Here is an 18332-nt window from a genome sequence, read left to right as displayed (position 1 = left end):
GTATCAGTCAATCCTATCGCAGATGGGCGGGGATCGCGCGGTGCGTCAAAATTGGGCTCGGGTTGCCTGAAGGGCGGCTTTGTGCGCGGATCTCAGCCTTGTTCGCCCGCACACCGCACCAGCAACCGCTCAAGCGAGCGATCCGGCATGCCGCTCTCGCGCAGTGCCGTGACGGTGCGGCGCACGTAGTCGAGCGTGGTGCCGTAGCGCCCGCTCGCGCAGCCGAACACCGTGCGCACGGTGTTCTCGTCGAGCTTGCCGGTGTAGGTGGCCGCCTCCCGGCGCATGACGAAAGCGAGCGCCGAAACGCGCCGGCCGTCCGCGAGCACGCAGGGCAGCCAGGCAGGCCGGTACGAGCCCATCGGCATTTCGCGACGCCACAGCGCCTCCATATGCGGCATCACCCCTTCTGCAGCGAGGCGAAATGCCACGCCCGCACACGAGCCGCCGCGATCGAGCGCGAGCACGAGGCCCGGTTGCTCCGGCGTGCCGCGATTCACACGCGACCAGAGATAGAGGCCGCGATGGTAGCCGTGCACGCGCGAGCGCACGTTCTCGACGGTCGGCAAACCGGGGTTCCAGATCAGTGAGCCATAGCCGAAAAGCCAGATATCGCTCTTGCCGTCCCATTGCTGGAGCGTGCAATCGAGCGAGGCGCGCAGTTCGTCTTCGGTGAGGAGTTTCGGCTCGCCGAGAAATGGCGGATAGCCTGGACAAGGCGACGGTTCAGGCGCCGGATATTGCGCCGGATCAGGCACCGCGCTCTCCGCCGGCTCGTCGATCGGGGAGCCAGTCACTTCACCAGAAACGTTCGCGCGTTTGTCGTTCATATCGGGCTGGGCAGAAGAGCAGGGTGGATCGTGCGATCGTGCCCTTACTTGTACGGATCGGGAAAGCCGAGCGAGGCGAGGACTTCGGTTTCGATGCCTTCCATCTCTTGCGCTTCGGCGTCGTCCTCGTGGTCGTAGCCTTGCGCGTGCAGCGCGCCGTGCACCAGCAGGTGAGCATAGTGCGCCGACAGCGGCTTGCCCTGCTCGGCGGCTTCCTTCGCCACCACCGGGCAGCAGAGGATCAGGTCGCCGGTGACGGGGTCGTCCTCGCTCTCGGCATAGGCGAAGGTGAGGACGTTGGTGGCGTAGTCCTTGCCGCGATAGGTGCGGTTGAGCGTGCGGCCTTCTTCGGCGTCGACGAAGCGCACGGTCAGTTCCGCGTCGGCGAACAGCGCCGCCTTGATCCACGCGGCCACGGTTGCGCGGGGCAGCGCGGCCTTGTGCTCGGGGAAAGCCTTCGCGGCAGGGAACTGCACGTTCAGTTTGAGTTTCGGTGCGGGTGCCATGGTGTGCTTTCGGCTTCGTGGCGCGTTAGCGCGCGTCCGCCGCGTTGGCGTCCTTCTTCGCGTGCGCGTCGTAGGCTTCGACGATGCGTGCGACCAGCGGATGACGCACCACGTCCGCGCTCGTGAAGTGCGTGACGGCGATGCCGCGGACCTCATTGAGCACGTGTTGCGCCTCGATCAGGCCGCTCTTGTGGCCGCGCGGCAAGTCAATCTGCGTGGTGTCGCCGGTCACGACCGCCTTCGAGCCAAAGCCGATACGCGTGAGGAACATCTTCATCTGCTCGGGCGTGGTGTTCTGCGCCTCGTCCAGGATGATGAACGCGTGATTGAGCGTGCGACCGCGCATATAGGCGAGCGGTGCGATTTCGATCATCTGGCGCTCGAACATCTTCGCCGTCTTGTCGAAACCGAGCAGATCGTACAGCGCGTCATAGAGCGGACGCAGATACGGATCGACCTTCTGCGACAGATCGCCGGGCAGGAAGCCCAGCCGTTCGCCCGCCTCCACGGCCGGACGCGTCAGCACGATGCGCTTGACCTGATCGCGCTCCAGCGCGTCGACGGCGCAGGCCACCGCGAGATAGGTCTTGCCCGTGCCCGCCGGCCCGATGCCGAAAGTCACGTCATGCGAAATGATCTGCTTGAGGTACTCGCGCTGCGCGGGCGTGCGACCGCGCAGGTCGGCGCGACGCGTGTACAGCTTCGGGCCTTGTTCCTCGATGTCGATATCGAGGCCTGCGGGCTCGTCGAACGGATGATCGGGATCGCCGCGAAAACGCGGATCGACTTCCGTTTCACCGTTGCCATTGCCGTTCCCGCCGCGCGCGCTGCCGTTGCTGCCGTGGCTACCCATCGCAGCCGGATGGCGCGCCTCGACCAGCGCAAGCTGGATATCGTCCACGGATAGCGGATCGCGCGCGTTTTTGTAGACGTTTTCGAGCGCGGCGAGCGCGAGTTTCGCGCCGCGCCCGCGGATCGTGATGCGATGGCCGCGGCGCGCGAGCGTGACGTCGAGCGCCAGCTCGATCTGCCGCAGGTTCTCGTCGAGCGGACCGCAGAGGTTGGCCAGGCGCGCGTTGTCTTCGTGCGGCGCGGTGAATTCCAGATGCTGCTGATTCGGCTTCAAGGTGTCTCTGAACTCCCGTGTTCCGTGGATCTTGGGTTGCCTGATGCGTTGCTTAGTGCGAAACCGTCGCATTGCCCTCGTGCGCGAGCACGAGTTCGCCGCGCAGCGAGTGCGGGTAAGCGTGATTGATCTTCACGTCGATCATCTGGCCGATCAGGCGGGCGTGCGAGGCGAGCGGCGCCGGGAAGTTCACCACACGGTTGTTTTCCGTGCGGCCCGACAGTTCGCTCGGGTCCTTGCGCGACGGGCCTTCGACCAGAATGCGCTCGATCTTGCCGACCATCGACGCGCTGATGCGCTGCACGTTCTCTTCGATCGTGGCCTGCAGATGCTGCAGACGCTTGAGCTTCACTTCGCGCGGCGTGTCGTCTTCGAGATTCGCGGCGGGCGTGCCCGGGCGCGGGCTGTAGATGAACGAGAAGCTGGTGTCGTAGCTCATGTCTTCGACGAGCTTCATGGTCTTCTCGAAGTCTTCTTCCGTCTCGCCCGGGAAGCCGACGATGATGTCCGTCGACAGCGACAGGTCCGGACGGATCGCGCGCAGCTTGCGGATCACCGACTTGTATTCGAGCACCGTGTAGCCGCGCTTCATCGCCATCAGCACGCGGTCCGAACCGTGCTGCACCGGCAGGTGCAGATGGCTCACGAGCTTGGGCACCTTGGCGTAGGTGTCGATCAGGCGCTGCGTGAATTCCTTCGGATGCGAAGTGGTGTAGCGGATGCGCTCGATGCCGGGGATTTCCGCGACGTATTCGATCAGCGTGGCGAAGTCGGCGACATCGGTTGCGCCTTGCGTGAGCGCGCCCAGATAGGCGTTCACGTTCTGGCCGAGCAGCGTGACTTCACGCACGCCCTGGTCGGCGAGACCGGCGACTTCGGTCAGCACATCGTCCAGCGGACGCGAGACTTCTTCGCCGCGCGTGTAGGGCACCACGCAGTAGCTGCAGTACTTGGAGCAGCCTTCCATGATCGAAACGAAGGCGCTCGGGCCTTCCACGCGCGCGGGCGGCAGATGGTCGAATTTTTCGATTTCGGGGAAGGTGATGTCGACCTGGGCGCGGCCCGAGGCACGGCGCGCGTCGATCATCTGCGGCAGGCGGTGCAGGGTCTGCGGGCCGAACACCAGATCCACGTACGGAGCGCGCTGCACGATGGCCGCGCCTTCCTGGCTCGCCACGCAGCCGCCCACTCCGATCAGCAGGTCAGGGTTGGCTTCCTTCAGTTCGCGCACGCGGCCGAGGTCGGAGAACACCTTTTCCTGCGCCTTTTCGCGCACCGAGCAGGTGTTGAACAGGATCACGTCCGCATCTTCGGGCGTGTCGGTTTTCACGAGGCCTTCAGCCGCGCCGAGTACGTCGACCATCTTGTCGGAGTCGTACTCGTTCATCTGGCAGCCAAAGGTCTTTACATAAACTTTCTTGGTCATCGGGTTTCGCCGTTCGCAGTGGTTCACCTGGGGGCGTCGTCCGGTTGATGCACGAAATGCACGTCGGGACTACGGTGAAAAATGAGGGCTGAAGCAGGTGGCCTCGCCGCGAAGGCTTGGGGCGCACGGTGGGGCGGTTCGCTGGCGGCTTTTTGCTGATGCTGCTTTTGCGCTTGCGCACGATTTTGCACTGTCGCATTGACGCTTTTTTGCCGCCGGTTTGCTACGCGAACCATCGTTCAGCCGAATCCGACATTATAGCCTTATGCGTTCACGGCTTTGCGCCGCCGCACGCGGGCTGTGGCGTGCTGCGCCACAGCCTTTGAATCGTCCGCATCGCCCGATTTGGGTTCGCAACAGGGCACCAGCGAATCGAGTTCGTGAGCCGTCTGCTCGAAGCGCCCGGCCAGAAAATCCAGCAGCGCCCGCACGCGCGGCGCCAGATAGCGGTTGCGGTGATAGATCGCGTGCACGGGCTGTTCGGCATAGCGCCAGTGCGGCATGACGATCCGCAGGCGTCCCGCGCGCAGGTCGTCGGCCACATCCCAGATCGATTTCACCGATAGCCCATAACCGCACAACGTCCACTGCCGCACCACCTCGCCATCAGAGCTTTCCAGCGCGTTTTCCAGCGGGACGACGTAGGTTTGCGTTTCGGCGTGCGCCCCGCCGCCGCGCGTGAAGCGCCACTCGTTCACCGGCCCGGAAGGCGAGCCGATCACCATGCAATCGAATCGGGCCAGATCGGCGGGCTCGCGCGGCTCGCCGTGCTGCGCGATATAGCCGGGCGCGGCGCATAGCACGCGCGGGTTCGGCGCGAGCCGCCGGGCGATCAATGAACTGTCCGCCGGCGTGCCGAAGCGGATCGCCAGATCGATGTCTTCCTGCAGGAGATTCGAGATCGAATCCGTGAGCGTGAGCGCGAAGCGCACCTCGGGATAGCGCGCGCGGAATTCGTCGAGCCATTTCATCAGCAGATTGCGGCCGAAATCGGAAGTCGCCGAAATCCGCACCTTGCCGCGCACGGCATTCTGGCCCTCCTGAAGCGCGGCCTTGGCGTCGTCGAGCGAACGCAGCGCGTGCTCGCTGCAGGTGAGATAGCTGCGGCCCTCGTCGGTCAGGCGCAGCTGGCGGGTCGTGCGGTCAAACAGGCGCGCATGCAATTCGGTTTCGAGCCGCGCGAGGCGTGCGCTCGCCGCGGCGGGCGAGAGGCCCAGTTTGCGGCCCGCCGCCGAGAGGCTGCCGAGTCGCGCCGCTTCCACGAAAAGCCGCACGTCGCCGAGATTGTCCATAGCCGATGATTATTCGATAGCGATTGAAAATGCTTCAAATGCTACGCCAATTATCAAAAGGACGTGGAGCACCGACAATGCGCGTGTTTTCAGGGTTTCGCTTTATTTCCGGTCTTACCGGTGCGCTGGAGCCGCCATGCAACTCGATCACGTCACGCTCGTCACGCCCGATCTGGAAGGCGCGCGGCGCTTTTTCTGCGATATCGCCGGGCTGGAAAACGGCCCGCGTCCGCCGTTTTCGGTCGGCGGCTACTGGCTTTACGCCGAAGGTCGGCCCGTGATTCATCTGGTCGAGTCGACGATGCCCGGCGCGCGGCCCGCTCGCGTGACGCCGCGTTTCGATCACGTGGCGTTTCGCGTCGCGCCCGGCGACGAATGGCAGGCGCTGCTCGCGCGGCTCGCCAGGCACGACGCGCCGTATCAACTCGCGGACGTGCCGCTGAGCGGCGAGCGCCAGTTGTTCGTGGCGCTGGCGCCGGGCGTCGTCGTCGAGTTCGTGACCTCGGCTGCCTGACGACGCGCACCTCGTAGCCCCCGCTTTTATTGACATCTCAGGCCATCAGGAGAATATCGATGCCTATCCCCTTGCTTGCGCTGGCGATCAGCGCCTTTGCCATCGGCACCACCGAGTTCCTCATCATGGGCTTGCTGCCCGACGTCGCGCGCGATCTGGGCGTGACGATTCCCGCCGCCGGGCTGCTCGTGACCGGCTACGCGCTGGGCGTGGCCGTGGGCGCGCCGGTGCTCGCCGTGCTCACCAGCCGCATGCCGCGCAAGCTCGCGCTGCAACTGCTGATGGGCGTGTTCATCATCGGCAACGTGCTGTGCGCGCTCGCCGACAACTATTCGCTGCTGATGGTCGCGCGCGTCGTGGCCTCGTTCGCGCACGGCTCGTTTTTCGGGATCGGCGCGGTGGTCGCGGCGTCGCTCGTGCCGCAGGAGAAGCGCGCGTCGGCGATCGCGCTGATGTTTTCCGGCCTCACGCTCGCCACGGTGCTGGGCGTGCCGTTCGGCACGGCAATTGGCCAGCAGTTCGGCTGGCGCGTGGCGTTCTGGATCGTGAGCGCGCTCGGCGTGATTTCGCTCATCGGCGTGAGCGCGCTCGTACCGAACAAGCATGACAGCGGCCCGGTGAGCCTTGGCCACGAAGTACGCGTGCTGCGCGATCCGCAGGTGTGGATGGCGCTCGGCATGACGGTGCTGGGTTTTGGCGGCGTATTCGTGGTGTTCACCTACATCGCGCCGATCCTCGAACAGGTGAGCGGTTTCTCGCCGCGCGGCGTGACGTTGATGCTCGTGCTGTTCGGCGTGGGCCTGACGCTGGGCAACACGCTCGGCGGCAAGCTGGCGGACCGCGCGCTGATGCCTTCGCTGATGGGCATTCTCGTCGCGCTCGCCGTGGTCATGGCGATCTTCACGAAGACCAGTCATTCGAGCGTGGCCGCTGCCATCACGCTGTTCGTGTGGGGCGTCGCCGCGTTCGCCACCGTGCCGCCGCTGCAGATGCGCGTGGTGGCGAAGGCCGCCGCCGCGCCCAATCTCGCCTCCACGCTCAACATCGGCGCGTTCAACATGGGCAATGCGCTGGGCGCGTGGCTGGGGGGCCTGGCGATCGAGCGCGGCGTGGCGCTCGACGCGCTGCCGTGGGTGGCGGCAGTGGTGGCGATCGCGGCGCTCGTGCTGACGTGGCTGGCGGCGCGGCTGGATGCGCGCAATTCGTCTGTCGCCGGTACGGTCAACGTGGCCGTGCAGCAGGACGCCTGCTAAAGCGCCCACGCATATCTTCAGGATGCGAAAGCTTTCCCGAAATCGCGCTCTGCAATGCTGATATCAGTGTGAAGATAACTTCGTTGGGCGCGGCAGGGCGCGATGCTAGTCTTGCCTCCATTCAAGCTCTAGCGCCAATAACGGCGCGCCTGGGAGGCAGCCATGCATTCACCGCTCGCGCTCGTGAGAGACGCACAAACCGATCGCTCGACTGTGCATCGCAGTACTACGCATCGGAGTGCGGATTCGCAGTATTCGCAACAGGATCTGACTGACGATGCTTCGTTGCAGACGTCATCTCAGGGCGTCGAAACGTCGGGCGTCGAAACGTCGGGCGTCGAAACGTCGGGCGCAGCGCGTGGCGAAGGCCCGTTCGACGCACTCGAATATCTGGTCGGCGTGAATCTCGCCCGCCTGCGCGCCGAGCGGCAACTGTCGCTCGACGCCCTGGCGCGTGCCTCGGGCGTGTCGCGCGCCATGCTGGCGCAGGTCGAATCGGCGCGCAGCGTGCCGTCGATCAAGGTGCTGTGCAAGGTGGCGGCGGCGCTCAAGGTCTCGGTGTCGGCGTTCCTGCGCCGCCATGCCGTGAGCGGCTTCGAGCATCTGCCCGCCGATCGCGCCGCGCGCCGCGTGAGCGCCGATGGCCGTTACTCGGCGCGCGCGCTCTATCCCGAAGACGGCCCGGCCAGCGCCGAATTCCACGAACTGCGCATCGCGCCGCTGCACACGGAGCCGGGCACGCGCCGCGCGCCGGGCACGACGGTCAATCTGGTGGTGAGCGAAGGCACGCTGGAAGTGAGCGTGCACGACCGCCGCCAGTTGCTGGCGACCGGCGACGCCATCGTGTTCGACGCCGATCAGCCGCACAGCCTGCGCAATCCCGGCGACACCGAAGCGCGCGTGTTCCGCGTCACGCTCAACGCCGAAACGCCGCCGCGCTGGGATGTCCCGTAAGGCGTGGGCGCGCCGGGCAGCAGCGAAGCGCTGGCCGCGCGGTAGCCTGCGCGAGGCCGGTTCAAGCCGGCTTGGTGCAGTGCACAAGTCATTTGTCTACGGGTTTTTTACCGCGCTGCACGATTGCGCGGCCTGTTGTATCCTTTGCCCGCCGGTTAATCGAGATATCGAGCCGGTAATCAGTGCGTCTTCAGGGCGGGGTGAAATTCCCCACCGGCGGTAAGCCGGCCGCGCCGCAAGGCAGAGCCAGCAAGCCCGCGAGCGCCTGCGTGTCGTTTTGCGCGGGGTCAGCAGATCTGGTGCGATGCCAGAGCCGACGGTCATAGTCCGGATGGAAGAAGATGTGCAGATGGTCATGTTTGCCCATCCGCCGCGGCTTGCCGGCCTGCGCGCGTGTTTTCGTCGATCGGCGTGGTGGAGCCGGTTTTCGGGATGCGCGGCGTGCGCCGGACGACGTGCGACGGGGATTCCTGTCTGTTTGCAATGCCCTGAAACGTTTTTCGCCCAACTCTTGCGAGGAGCGTTTCACATGTCCTTTATCAGCAATGCCGTTTCCGCCGATGCGCCGTTCGACGCCATCGACGATCTTCCCCTGCTCGAAACCGAAGCCATTCCGCCGCGCATCGCCGCAGCGCTGCAAGCCATGCGCGAAGGCCGCCCCGTGGTGCTGCAGGACGACCACGACCGCGAAGACGAAGCGGATCTCGTCTGCGCCGCTCAAAACCTGACCAACGAGACGATGGCGCTGTTCATCCGCGAATGCAGCGGCATCGTCTGCCTGTGCCTGTCCGACGAAAAAGTGCGCGCGCTCGAACTGCCGCCGATGGTCTCGCACAACGAGAGCCGCAACCGCACCGCCTTCACGGTCTCGATCGAGGCGCGCGACGGCGTGAGCACGGGCGTGTCGGCGGCCGACCGCGTGACGACGATCCGCGCGGCCATCGCCGCCGATGCGAAGCCCGAACACATCGTGCGGCCCGGCCACGTGTTCCCGCTGCGCGCGCAGCCGGGCGGGGTGCTCACGCGTCGCGGCCACACCGAAGGCACGGTCGATCTGGCTGCGCTCGCGGGTCTGGAGCCGGCTGGCGTGCTGTGCGAACTGATGAACCCGGACGGCACGATGGCGCGCGGCCAGCAGGTCGACGACTTCGCCAGGCTGCACAACCTGCCGATGCTCACGATCGCCGAGCTGGTCGAATTCCGCGAATCGCTGGCGCTGGCGCGCGAGCGCAACGCCGAGCTGGTTTGAGGTGAGCGGTTGCGCGGGCGCTGCAAGGCGTCCGTGGGAAGGAAAACGGCGCGTGCGGCCTGAGTGGCCCACGCGCCGTTTTGCCGTTGTGCTTCTCAGAGGCGGTCTTGCGCAGTTACGACTGCACGTCGCCGAACTCGCCGCGCACGCCGGCTTCCACCAGCGCGGGCAATTCGTCCATGTGTTCCATGATCCGCGTGATGCCCATCTCGCGCAGCACGTCGGCATAGCCCGACGGGATATGGCTCGCGCCCACGAAGGCGATCGTCTTCATGCCCGCCGCGCGCGCGGCGTTCAGCCCCGAGATGCTGTCTTCGACCACCAGACAGCGCGACGGCTCGACGCCGAGCGTGCGCGCCGCATGCAGATAGACATCCGGATAAGGCTTGGGACGCGCGACCATTTCGGCGCTAAAGACGCGCTCGCCGAAGATGGTATCGAGCCCGGCGCGCCGCACCGAGGCGTGCACGCGCGTCAGGCGGCTATTCGACACCACGGCGGCGGGCAGCGTCACGCGGCGCAGCGCGTCGCGCACGCCGTTGATCGGGCTCACCGATTCGGCGATGGCGACTTCGCAGTTGTGGTCGATGATGTCGAGAAAATTCTCGGGCATCGTCAGATCGAAGCGCGAGGCGAGATCGGCAAGAAAACGCGAGGTCTGCTGGCCGAAAGCGCCGGCTACGGCGGCGCGGAAATCGACGCCGGGAAACGTGCGGCTGAGCGTTTCGAAGATGACGTGGTCGGCAATGACTTCGCTGTCGACGAGCACGCCGTCACAGTCGCAGATGAGATGGTCGATCATGCGCAAGACGAAAAAAGCGGGGAAACACGCGGCCGGAACCCGGCGGCGCGCCCGCGTGGGCCGGCAAGGCGGAACGTTTGAAAGCCTAATGATACGTGCTTTTGCGGGCGTGGCGGCGGGCGGGGGAGCGGTGGTCGCGCGGGCACGCTGTTCGGGCTGCCATGCACGCCGGGCGATGCGACAATGAGCGATCCATTGAACAACGGGGATTGCGATGCGTGGACTTGCGATGATCGGCGCGGCGATGCTGGCGGCTGGCGTGACGGCTGGATGCGCGAATACGTCGGGGCTGGTCGGTGGATGGCGCGCGCCGGCTTTCGCCGATCTGCAGCAGCTGTGCGGCGCACAGCAGCCCGACTACGGCCCTGACACCCACGCCGTCTATTCGGCGGTCTATGACGCTTATGTCGCGAACCGCCACGGCAAGCTGGCGCAGGATCAATTCTGCGCTTTCCAGGCGGGGCTTGCGCAGCGTTATTCCGCGCAGGGCGGCGATGCGCAGGCGCGCAATGCGTGGATCGGCTATCTCAATGCACAGCGCGCGCAGGCTTTGACGTGGCGCGCGTCGGCAGACCCGACTTTGCGCGGTGGTTGATCGAGCGTTAATCCGACGTTGATCCGCCGCGAGGGCGCGCGCTGCGGAAAAAAATGGTCACGCGGGCATGAAGCGCGCGGGTCCGCGTGACCATGCACTGCAGGCGCGAACGTCTACAGCCGTGCGCCTGCATCGGGGATGGGCTCGACACGGCGTTCTGGCGGACGATCCCAGCGTCCGCTCAGGTCGAGAAAATCCAGTAAGAAGCAATCGTTGGTGAGTGGCGGACAAATGCGGCAACTTGCCCGACTCAGGAGCACCGTTTAATCGCGCGCAACGCAGAGTCGCCGATTTCGGTCAGTCGCCATTGCTGGAGGCCGGAAGCGAGGCGTTCCAGTTGGACGAGCTGGCGTTCGAGGAGGGCGTCCAGTTCTTCGCGTTCCATGTCGATCTGGTTGGGCGCGTCCTTCACTAGCAGCAGGGTGGCGAATTCATGCGGACTCAGCATCTTTCTCTCCGTGTTTCCGCATCAGAGGTCAACGAACGCGGCCGGGCTGGGGCGGCGTGCTGACAATCATGCGGTGGGCGTGCGCGAAAGCCTGCGACGGCGCGATGCGCGTGCCGGATGGGCGGATCGTTTGCAGTTGTTTACGGTCGTTTGCTGTCGTGCGTCATCTCCATTGCGAGGCGAAGTGACGAAGAAGCAACGAATCAACCGAAACAACAAAACGGCATCCAGCCTGGATCGGCGCCGGGGAACTGCAGTGTAGGCAAACGCGCTGCGTTGTACAAACCACACCCCAAAAATATTCCATTTGACAATCGTCGCCTCCAGCGGCGGTCGAGGCGTGCGCGCAGATCCTTGATTTCACTTGAAGTTCGTGCCGCGGCGCAAGAATGCGCAATGATTCGCGCCGTCTCGTGCGAGCCGGTGCGATGCAGTGCGCAATGCGTCGCTGGGGCGCGTTGTCACGTCCTGCGCCATGCTGCGCGAGCAGCGCATGCGTGGGACGCACATCGTCAAGGCGTCAATGTGGAAGGATTCCTCAGTTACGCGTTTTAGCCTTATATAGGCTTATGGTTAGCTTTCAGGCGCGTGAATTGCGCAGGATTGCAAACTGACGCGCGCCCGCAGCAGTCGGGCGTGGCGCGAAATCGTGACCCCGAAGCGATTGCAAGGGCGCTCGAAATCCGCTGTCCGAAGCAGGTTGCGTAAGTCTGCCTACCCGCTCACGAGGGGCTTACAGGTCGAACCTTCCTGGAACTGTGGGGATCGGGATCGGTCTGTGCTCTCAGACTGCAGCTTTGCGAAACAGCAGCTAAGATGAAGTAAAAAGGGCTGGTACCTTTCGCTACGCGGCCTGGGCGCAAGACCGGGTGGCGAGGACCGGTGCAGCATGGGCCGATACCGCTTTGGGAGTACGACACAATGCGCAATGAAAACGAGCCAGGTCATGTCATGCCCTGGCGCATCGAAGACATCGACCTCACGCGGATCGACCGCAAGCGTGCCGCCGCCAACGAAGACCTGATGGTGCTGTTGTGCGCCTCATCGTTCATCGAAAGCGGTTCTGATCTGTACACGAGCAATCTGAGCGTGTTCTTCAACGGCGATCCAGAAGTCTCCGACTGGCTCAACAACGAGTGGGAACACGAGGAGATGCAGCACGGCCGCGCGCTGAAGACCTACATCAACTACGTGTGGCCGGAATTCGACTGGGACACCGCGTTTCACAACTTCTTTGAGGAATACTCGAAGACCTGTTCGTTCGAAGAGTTCGAGAAAACGCGTGCGCTGGAGATGGTTGCGCGTTGCGTGGTGGAGACGGGCACGGCCACGCTCTATCGCGCGATTGGCGAATGCTCGGACGAGCCGGTGCTCAAGGAAATCACCGACCACATCCGCAGCGACGAAGTGCGCCACTACAAGCACTTTTTCAAGTACTTCAAAAAGTACAACAAGGTCGAAGGGCAGGGACGCCTGGCCGTGCTCGGTGCGCTGATGCGTCGCGTGATGGAAATCAAGAACGAGGATTCGGAAATCGCGCTGCGTCATGTGTTCGCGGTGCGATACCCCGATCGCGTGAAGGATGCCGCCTATAACCGCGAGCTCACCTCGCGCGTGAACAAGCTGGTGCGTCACAACCTGTCCGCGGACATGTGCGTGAAGATGCTGCTCAAGCCGCTCGATCTGCCCGCGCGCATCCAGCCGAGCGTGCATTACCCGCTCACGAAGATCACGCAGCACGTGTTCTTCCGTTGATCGTCAGCTGATTTTTCTGCGCCGATCAAGTAAAAAGGCCCGCTATCTGGCGGGCCTTTGTTCATCTGGCTGACGTGCGTCCTAGCGGTCGCGCTGACCGTTGCCGTCGCGGCGCGAGCCGCCCGGATGGCCGCCGAGCAGGGCGCCGGGGTTCGACTGCGGCTTGCGCTGCGGACGGCCCAGCGCGCTTTCGTGCGACACGCCGCGCTGGCTTTCGCGGCGCGTGTTTTCGCCGCGATTGCCCTGGTTGGCGCCTGGGTTGGCGCCGTGGCTCGCCGCGCCTTGCTGCTTCACCGGCTTGGCGGTGCGGATGGCGTTCGAAGCGGGCTTGGCCGCGCGCTGGCCACCGTTGCCACTATTGCCTGCGGAAGCGCGATTGCCTTCACGGCCACCTTCGCGACCTTCACGGCCGCCTTCACGATTGCCTCCACGCGACTCGCCGCGGCTCTGCGTGGGTTTCGCGCTACCGCCGTTGCCACCTTGCGACGCACCGCGTCCCTGGCCCTGCTGCTGGCCGCGACCCTGACCTTGCTGCTGGCCACGGCCTTGCGGCTGACCGCGACGCTGGATCGGCTCGGGCTTGGCGTTCGGGTCCGGCTCGAAGCCCGCAATGACTTCCTGCGGCACCGCACGCTTGATGAGGCGCTCGATATCCTTGAGCAACTGGTGTTCGTCGACGCAGACGAGCGAAACCGCCTCGCCCGTCGCGCCCGCGCGGCCCGTGCGGCCGATGCGGTGCACGTAGTCTTCCGGCACGTTCGGCAGGTCGAAGTTGACCACGTGCGGCAGTTGATCGATGTCGATGCCGCGCGCGGCGATGTCGGTCGCCACCAGCACCTGCAGCGTGCCGTCCTTGAACTCGCTCAAAGCACGCGTACGGGCCGACTGGCTCTTGTTGCCGTGGATCGCCAGTGCGCTGATGCCGTCCTTCGTGAGCTGCTCGGCGAGGCGGTTAGCGCCGTGCTTGGTGCGCGTGAACACCAGCACCTGGAACCAGTTGTGCTGGCGGATCAGATGCGTGAGCAGTTCGCGCTTGCGGTCGCGATCGACCGGATACACCTTTTGCTCCACGCTTTCCGCGGTGGTATTGCGACGCGCGACTTCGATCAACGCGGGTGAGTCGAGCAGGTTGTCGGCGAGCGCCTTGATCTCATCGGCGAAGGTGGCCGAGAAGAGCAGGTTCTGGCGCTTGGGCGGCAGCTTCGCAAGCACGCGCTTGATGTCGTGGATGAAGCCCATGTCGAGCATGCGGTCGGCTTCGTCGAGCACGAGGATTTCGAGCTGCGAGAGATCGATCGTCTTCTGCTGCATGTGATCGAGCAGACGGCCGGGCGTGGCCACCACGATGTCCACGCCGCGCCTGAGCGCGTCGATCTGCGGATTGATGCCGACGCCGCCGAACATCACCGTCGACTTGATCTTCAGGTACTTGCCGTAGGCACGCACGCTTTCTTCCACCTGGGCGGCGAGCTCGCGCGTGGGCGTGAGGATCAGCGCGCGCACGACGCGCTTGCCGCTGGCATGGGGCGCCATGTCGGTCAGGCGTTGCAGGATGGGCAGCGTGAAGCCGGCGGTCTTGCCGGTGCCGGTCTGTGCGCCGGCGAGCAGGTCGCCGCCGCCGAGCACGGCCGGGATAGCTTGCGTCTGGATGGGCGTGGGCGTGGTGTAGCCCAGTTCGTTGACAGCGCGGACCAGCGGTTCGGACAAGCCGAGAGAATCAAAAGACATAAACACCTGTTGTATTGCAGCAGTATCGCGAGCGGCGGGCGCAGCCGTCATCCGGCGCACTGCGCGGCGCGGCTTGCCATCTACGCAAATCCGGCGCGCGCATCCGCTCGCGTTTATTCGGACGGCGCGCCAGTGCGCGCGCCGCTTGTCGACGCTCCAGGGGAGCATCGGCTGGCATAGGGTTGCATCGCACGGCCGCGGACACTGCGGCCGCCGCGCGATGGGTTTCGTGTGGATTCCCCGGGGACGTTTCCGGGGCGACGCGTCAGGCGACGTAGCCCGCGACGCTCACGAATTGACAGACGCTCCCGGCGAGCACGAACAGATGCCAGATTCCATGTCCGTGCCGGATGCGTTCGTCATTGACGAAAAAATAAATGCCGACGCTGTAGATGATGCCGCCGGCCAGCAACCACGCGGTCCCGGCGGGAGGCAGCGTACTGATGAGCGGCTTGACCGCGACCAGCGCGAGCCAGCCCATCACCACGTACAGCACCATCGACAACAACCGCGTGCGGCGCCCGATCGTGAGCTCCTGCGCAATGCCAAGCGCGGCAAGCCCCCAGCTCACGCCGAAGAGCGACCAGCCCCACGGCCCGCGCAGCGTAACGAGCGAGAACGGAGTATAGCTGCCCGCGATCAGCAGATAGATCGCGGCATGATCGCACTTTTGCAGCACGGCCTTGATGCGCGGACCGCGCACACCGTGATACAGCGTGGAAATCGTGTACAGCGCGCACAGCATCGCGCCGTAGACGGCGAAGCTCACGACCTTGTACGCGTCGTGATCGAGCGCGCCGAGCGTCACGAGCGATACCAGCCCCGCGATCGACAACATTGCGCCCACGAGGTGAGTAATGCTGTTCAGACGCTCACCAGCGTGCATGACGACAACTCCTTGTTCTTCTTGCCCCGTGGCGTCGGCATGTCGATCCCGGTCGTCATGCCGATCCGGCACCGGAAACGCAGCAAATCCGTTTTGCCATGGCTTCCGTGCGCCTGTCGCGCCGTGCTTAAAAAACTGTTCGTTCAACTGTTCTGGGCGCTTTATAGCTGAAAACCGCCCGAAAACTGCCTGAAAACACACCCGGACCGCTAAATAGCGAAGGGCGCAGCCGACAGCGTTTTGCCGGCTGCGCCCTTATCAGGCAGACGTCACTATAGCAAACAGGACCCTAGTCGAGCGGCGCGGAGCGCAGATCGGCCACCTGCTGCGGGGACACCGGCGTGCCCTTGTTGCCCCACGACATGCGAATAAAGGTCACGACCGCGGCCACTTCCTGATTCGACAGCGCCTGCGCGAACGGCGGCATGCCATACGGGCGCGGATTGCCCTGCGAGCTGGGCGGATAGCCGCCGTTGAGCACCATGCGGATCGGATTCACAGCCGAATGCATCTGGATCGACTGGTTGTTCGCGAGCGGCGGGAAATTCGGCGGCATGCCGAGGCCGTTCTCCGCATGACACTTTGCACACTGGTCATGGTAGATCTTCTGACCTTGCTGTAAGAGTTCGCCGCCGAACGTATCCGATGTTTCCATCTGCATGTTCTCGGGCGCTTCCTTCTTCTGCGGGATGGTCTTCAGATAGGTCGCCATCGCGTGGATGTCGTCGTCCGAGACATATTGCAGACTGTTATGGATCACGTCCGCCATCGGGCCGAACACCGCGCCGCGCTCGGACACACCGGTCTTGAGCAGGCTCGAAATATCCTTCATTTCCCAGTCGCCCAGACCGCCTTCGCTCGACGTGAGCGACGGCGCATACCAGTTTTGCAGCGGAATCAGCCCGCCCGCAAAAGCCGAGGAATTGACCGGCGCGCCCATCATGTTGATCGACGTATGGCACATGCCGCAGTGGCCCAGGCCTTCGACCAGATACGCGCCGCGATTCCACTCGACCGACTTGGTCGGATCGGGCTTGTACTCGCCTTCGCGGAAGAACAGCGTGCGCCAGCCGATCAGCAGATTGCGGTTGTTGAACGGGAATTTCAGCTCGTGCGGACGGCTCGGCACGTTCACCGGCGGCACCGAGCGCAGGTAGGCGTAGATGGCGTCAGAATCCGCGCGCGAGACCTTCGTGTAGCTCGTGAACGGGAAGGCCGGATAGAGCAGGCTGCCGTCCTTCGAGCGGCCCGTGTGCATGGCGCGGTAGAAGTCGTCGGCGCTCCATTTGCCGATGCCGTCCTTGTCGTCGGGTGTGATGTTCGGCGTGTAGAGCGTGCCGAACGGCGTCGCCATCGGCAGGCCGCCCGCGAAGATCTTGCCGCCGCGTACCGTGTGGCAGGCGATACAGTCGCCGGCGCGGGCGAGATACTCGCCCTTCTTGATGAGGTCGGCCTGATCGGCGGGCATGGCCGCTTGCGCCGAGCTGTTATGCAGATAGGTGTTGCCGGTCCACAGCACGGGCACGAGCGCCGCGGCAGCAGCGAACACGACTGCGGACAGGGCGAACAGGGACTTGCGGTTCATATTGCTGACTCCCCCCGCGCGTTATTGCGGTTCGCTGCCGCAGGCAAGCGGCGTCTTCAACGAGCCAGCCGCTGCCGGCACGGGATTTTGCGGCGCGGTTTGCGTCGAGAGCCAGGCCGCCACCGCATTCACGTCGTCGTCGGTAAGCCGCGTCGCGATCTCGTGCATGCAGTCGGGCGCCTTGGCGTGACGCGAGCCCGAACGCCATGCGCCGATCTGCGCGCTCATGTAGTCCGAATGCAGGCCGACCAGCCCCGGAATCGCCGGCTCCATGCCGGTGAGCTTGCCGCCGTGGCAGGCGACGCACGCGGGCACCTGTCTGGCCGCGTCGCCATGCAGCACGATGGCCTCGCCGCGCGCGAGCACGCTGTCGCCCACGTTCGGTTTCGCAGGCGGCGGATAGGGCGGCCGCTGCTGCGAGAAGTACGTGGCGATCTCGTGCAGATATTCGTCGGAGAGATAGGTGACCAGATAATTCATCGGAGGGTACTTGCGGCGCCCGTCACGAAAATTCATCAACTGGTTGTAGAGATACTCGGCGGGCTTGCCGGCCAGGCGCGGGAAGTAGTCGTTGGCCGTTCCCTGGCCGTGCGAGCCGTGACAGGCCGTGCAGCCCTGCACGCGCGCTTCGATCGTGTCGGGGGCTTTCGGTTGCGGGGTCTGTGCGTTAGCTGCGCTGAAGATGCCGGTCGTGCCGAACAGCAGTGCGGCTCCCAGCGGCGCGGCGAGCGCAATGAGCGGTCGGAGGATACGTCTTGGGGACACGCGTGACTCCATTCTTTATCGTTGACCTGACCAGGCTTCGTGCGGCCCGGCTTGAGGCTGCGCGCGATGAAAGCGAAGGGACCGTGCGCGCTGCGGCGACGCAGCCAACTTGATCATCGCGACCCGATAGAGACTTTTTGCCACAACTGCCGAGGGGCCGCCAAGGCGGGCTTGCCCGAACTCGAACGCGGCGGATGGTCGCAACGACGCCGGTTATGATTCTGCACCTGTTAGCCGATCCGTGACACGGGATTGTCCCTGCCTTTGGCGATGATTTTTGCGGTGATCGCCGGTGCTGCTTTCGATGCAGCGATCACTTGCCGTTGAACCGAACCGCGCTTCGGCTATCGAAGCAGGCGCGTCCCGGAATGGCGCGCCGCTTGCCCTGAACCGTGCCCGTGACTGCCCCGGCCTGCCGGGTTGCCGGGTTGGGGCCCGGTTTGCGGCCCGGTTGCCGCTTGCTGGCTGATTCCTTGCTCTTTCCTTGTTGATTCCTTGTTGTTTCCTTGCCACTCGTCTCGATGACTCCAACTGCACTTTTTGCACTTCCCACGCTTCCCGTTTCGATGTCGCAAGCGCGCCTCGATGAGCGCGCCCGATCGCGTCCATGCCTCCAGC

Annotated in this window: 17 protein-coding genes and 1 riboswitch; of the genes, 6 read left to right on the top strand and 11 right to left on the bottom strand. The window is 64.7% G+C overall.

All coding sequences use genetic code 11. The annotated features are described in order from the left end of the window. Positions 1-92: 92 nt before the first annotated feature. From F4827_RS02720 to F4827_RS02700, 5 genes are all read right to left on the bottom strand, one after another. Positions 93-830 (bottom strand): gamma-glutamylcyclotransferase, encoded by a 738-nt coding sequence (locus F4827_RS02720; RefSeq protein ID WP_183719936.1) that lies wholly within the window; start codon positions 828-830, stop codon positions 93-95. Positions 831-874: 44 nt separating this feature from the next. Continuing rightward, a complete protein-coding gene (gene ybeY / locus F4827_RS02715; protein WP_183719940.1) occupies positions 875-1336 on the bottom strand; it encodes an rRNA maturation RNase YbeY in 462 nt (153 codons plus the stop codon). Between the two features lie 25 nt (positions 1337-1361). Then, positions 1362-2462 (bottom strand): PhoH family protein, encoded by a 1101-nt coding sequence (locus F4827_RS02710; RefSeq protein ID WP_183719942.1) that lies wholly within the window; start codon positions 2460-2462, stop codon positions 1362-1364. A gap of 52 nt (positions 2463-2514) precedes the next feature. After that, positions 2515-3888, bottom strand: a complete 1374-nt coding sequence (miaB, locus tag F4827_RS02705) for a tRNA (N6-isopentenyl adenosine(37)-C2)-methylthiotransferase MiaB (RefSeq protein ID WP_183719944.1) — start codon at positions 3886-3888, stop codon at positions 2515-2517. A gap of 263 nt (positions 3889-4151) precedes the next feature. Further along, complete coding sequence (locus F4827_RS02700; RefSeq protein WP_183719947.1) at positions 4152-5180, bottom strand: LysR family transcriptional regulator; 1029 nt, start codon at positions 5178-5180, stop codon at positions 4152-4154. A gap of 136 nt (positions 5181-5316) precedes the next feature. Between F4827_RS02700 and F4827_RS02695 the strand changes: the two genes are divergently transcribed. From F4827_RS02695 to ribB, 4 genes are all read left to right on the top strand, one after another. After that, on the top strand, positions 5317-5694 hold the full coding sequence (locus tag F4827_RS02695) for a VOC family protein (RefSeq protein ID WP_183719950.1): 378 nt from the start codon (positions 5317-5319) through the stop codon (positions 5692-5694). Between the two features lie 59 nt (positions 5695-5753). Next, a complete protein-coding gene (locus F4827_RS02690) occupies positions 5754-6947 on the top strand; it encodes an MFS transporter (RefSeq protein WP_183719953.1) in 1194 nt (397 codons plus the stop codon). Positions 6948-7109: 162 nt separating this feature from the next. Further along, positions 7110-7901: a helix-turn-helix domain-containing protein gene (locus F4827_RS02685; protein WP_409258750.1), complete on the top strand. Its 792-nt coding sequence runs from the start codon at positions 7110-7112 to the stop codon at positions 7899-7901. 182 nt (positions 7902-8083) lie between these two features. Continuing rightward, a riboswitch (FMN riboswitch) is annotated at positions 8084-8248 on the top strand. A 182-nt stretch (positions 8249-8430) separates the two neighbouring features. After that, positions 8431-9150, top strand: a complete 720-nt coding sequence (ribB, locus tag F4827_RS02680) for a 3,4-dihydroxy-2-butanone-4-phosphate synthase (RefSeq protein WP_183719956.1) — start codon at positions 8431-8433, stop codon at positions 9148-9150. Positions 9151-9265: 115 nt separating this feature from the next. Here ribB and F4827_RS02675 read toward each other — a convergent pair whose 3' ends face one another. Then, complete coding sequence (locus F4827_RS02675) at positions 9266-9952, bottom strand: HAD family phosphatase (RefSeq protein WP_183719959.1); 687 nt, start codon at positions 9950-9952, stop codon at positions 9266-9268. Positions 9953-10166: 214 nt separating this feature from the next. Between F4827_RS02675 and F4827_RS02670 the strand changes: the two genes are divergently transcribed. After that, positions 10167-10547 (top strand): hypothetical protein, encoded by a 381-nt coding sequence (locus F4827_RS02670; RefSeq protein WP_183719963.1) that lies wholly within the window; start codon positions 10167-10169, stop codon positions 10545-10547. Between the two features lie 250 nt (positions 10548-10797). Here the strand turns inward: F4827_RS02670 and F4827_RS02665 are convergent, their stop codons facing one another. Then, the gene (locus F4827_RS02665; protein WP_027817889.1) at positions 10798-10995 is read right to left on the bottom strand and encodes a hypothetical protein; all 198 of its coding nucleotides are present in this window, start codon (positions 10993-10995) and stop codon (positions 10798-10800) included. Positions 10996-11916: 921 nt separating this feature from the next. Between F4827_RS02665 and F4827_RS02660 the strand changes: the two genes are divergently transcribed. After that, on the top strand, positions 11917-12750 hold the full coding sequence (locus F4827_RS02660; protein WP_183719966.1) for a ferritin-like domain-containing protein: 834 nt from the start codon (positions 11917-11919) through the stop codon (positions 12748-12750). Positions 12751-12831: 81 nt separating this feature from the next. Here the strand turns inward: F4827_RS02660 and F4827_RS02655 are convergent, their stop codons facing one another. From F4827_RS02655 to F4827_RS02640, 4 genes are all read right to left on the bottom strand, one after another. After that, positions 12832-14478, bottom strand: a complete 1647-nt coding sequence (locus F4827_RS02655; protein WP_183719969.1) for a DEAD/DEAH box helicase — start codon at positions 14476-14478, stop codon at positions 12832-12834. A gap of 265 nt (positions 14479-14743) precedes the next feature. After that, a complete protein-coding gene (gene trhA / locus F4827_RS02650) occupies positions 14744-15364 on the bottom strand; it encodes a PAQR family membrane homeostasis protein TrhA (protein WP_183719972.1) in 621 nt (206 codons plus the stop codon). A 289-nt stretch (positions 15365-15653) separates the two neighbouring features. Next, positions 15654-16949: a cytochrome c gene (locus F4827_RS02645; RefSeq protein WP_183719975.1), complete on the bottom strand. Its 1296-nt coding sequence runs from the start codon at positions 16947-16949 to the stop codon at positions 15654-15656. 21 nt (positions 16950-16970) lie between these two features. Next, positions 16971-17726: a c-type cytochrome gene (locus tag F4827_RS02640; protein ID WP_183719978.1), complete on the bottom strand. Its 756-nt coding sequence runs from the start codon at positions 17724-17726 to the stop codon at positions 16971-16973. Positions 17727-18332 lie beyond the last annotated feature (606 nt).

This window comes from Paraburkholderia bannensis (genome assembly GCF_014200455.1).
Classification (GTDB): domain Bacteria; phylum Pseudomonadota; class Gammaproteobacteria; order Burkholderiales; family Burkholderiaceae; genus Paraburkholderia; species Paraburkholderia bannensis_A.
The sequence above is the reverse complement of the archived record's forward strand: the minus strand, read 5'-3'. Positions and strand labels throughout refer to the sequence as shown.

Excerpts from the sequence above, each read along its gene's own strand:
- F4827_RS02690 (WP_183719953.1), top strand. The coding sequence starts at position 5,754 with ATGCCTATCCCCTTGCTTGCGCTGGCGATCAGCGCCTTTGCCATCGGC.
- F4827_RS02685 (WP_409258750.1), top strand. The coding sequence starts at position 7,110 with ATGCATTCACCGCTCGCGCTCGTGAGAGACGCACAAACCGATCGCTCG.
- F4827_RS02695 (WP_183719950.1), top strand. The coding sequence starts at position 5,317 with ATGCAACTCGATCACGTCACGCTCGTCACGCCCGATCTGGAAGGCGCG.
- F4827_RS02700 (WP_183719947.1), bottom strand. The coding sequence starts at position 5,180 with ATGGACAATCTCGGCGACGTGCGGCTTTTCGTGGAAGCGGCGCGACTC.
- ybeY (WP_183719940.1), bottom strand. The coding sequence starts at position 1,336 with ATGGCACCCGCACCGAAACTCAAACTGAACGTGCAGTTCCCTGCCGCG.
- F4827_RS02645 (WP_183719975.1), bottom strand. The coding sequence starts at position 16,949 with ATGAACCGCAAGTCCCTGTTCGCCCTGTCCGCAGTCGTGTTCGCTGCT.
- F4827_RS02675 (WP_183719959.1), bottom strand. The coding sequence starts at position 9,952 with ATGATCGACCATCTCATCTGCGACTGTGACGGCGTGCTCGTCGACAGC.
- F4827_RS02655 (WP_183719969.1), bottom strand. The coding sequence starts at position 14,478 with ATGTCTTTTGATTCTCTCGGCTTGTCCGAACCGCTGGTCCGCGCTGTC.
- F4827_RS02670 (WP_183719963.1), top strand. The coding sequence starts at position 10,167 with ATGCGTGGACTTGCGATGATCGGCGCGGCGATGCTGGCGGCTGGCGTG.
- F4827_RS02720 (WP_183719936.1), bottom strand. The coding sequence starts at position 830 with ATGAACGACAAACGCGCGAACGTTTCTGGTGAAGTGACTGGCTCCCCG.
- ribB (WP_183719956.1), top strand. The coding sequence starts at position 8,431 with ATGTCCTTTATCAGCAATGCCGTTTCCGCCGATGCGCCGTTCGACGCC.
- F4827_RS02665 (WP_027817889.1), bottom strand. The coding sequence starts at position 10,995 with ATGCTGAGTCCGCATGAATTCGCCACCCTGCTGCTAGTGAAGGACGCG.
- trhA (WP_183719972.1), bottom strand. The coding sequence starts at position 15,364 with ATGCACGCTGGTGAGCGTCTGAACAGCATTACTCACCTCGTGGGCGCA.
- F4827_RS02640 (WP_183719978.1), bottom strand. The coding sequence starts at position 17,726 with ATGGAGTCACGCGTGTCCCCAAGACGTATCCTCCGACCGCTCATTGCG.
- miaB (WP_183719944.1), bottom strand. The coding sequence starts at position 3,888 with ATGACCAAGAAAGTTTATGTAAAGACCTTTGGCTGCCAGATGAACGAG.
- F4827_RS02660 (WP_183719966.1), top strand. The coding sequence starts at position 11,917 with ATGCGCAATGAAAACGAGCCAGGTCATGTCATGCCCTGGCGCATCGAA.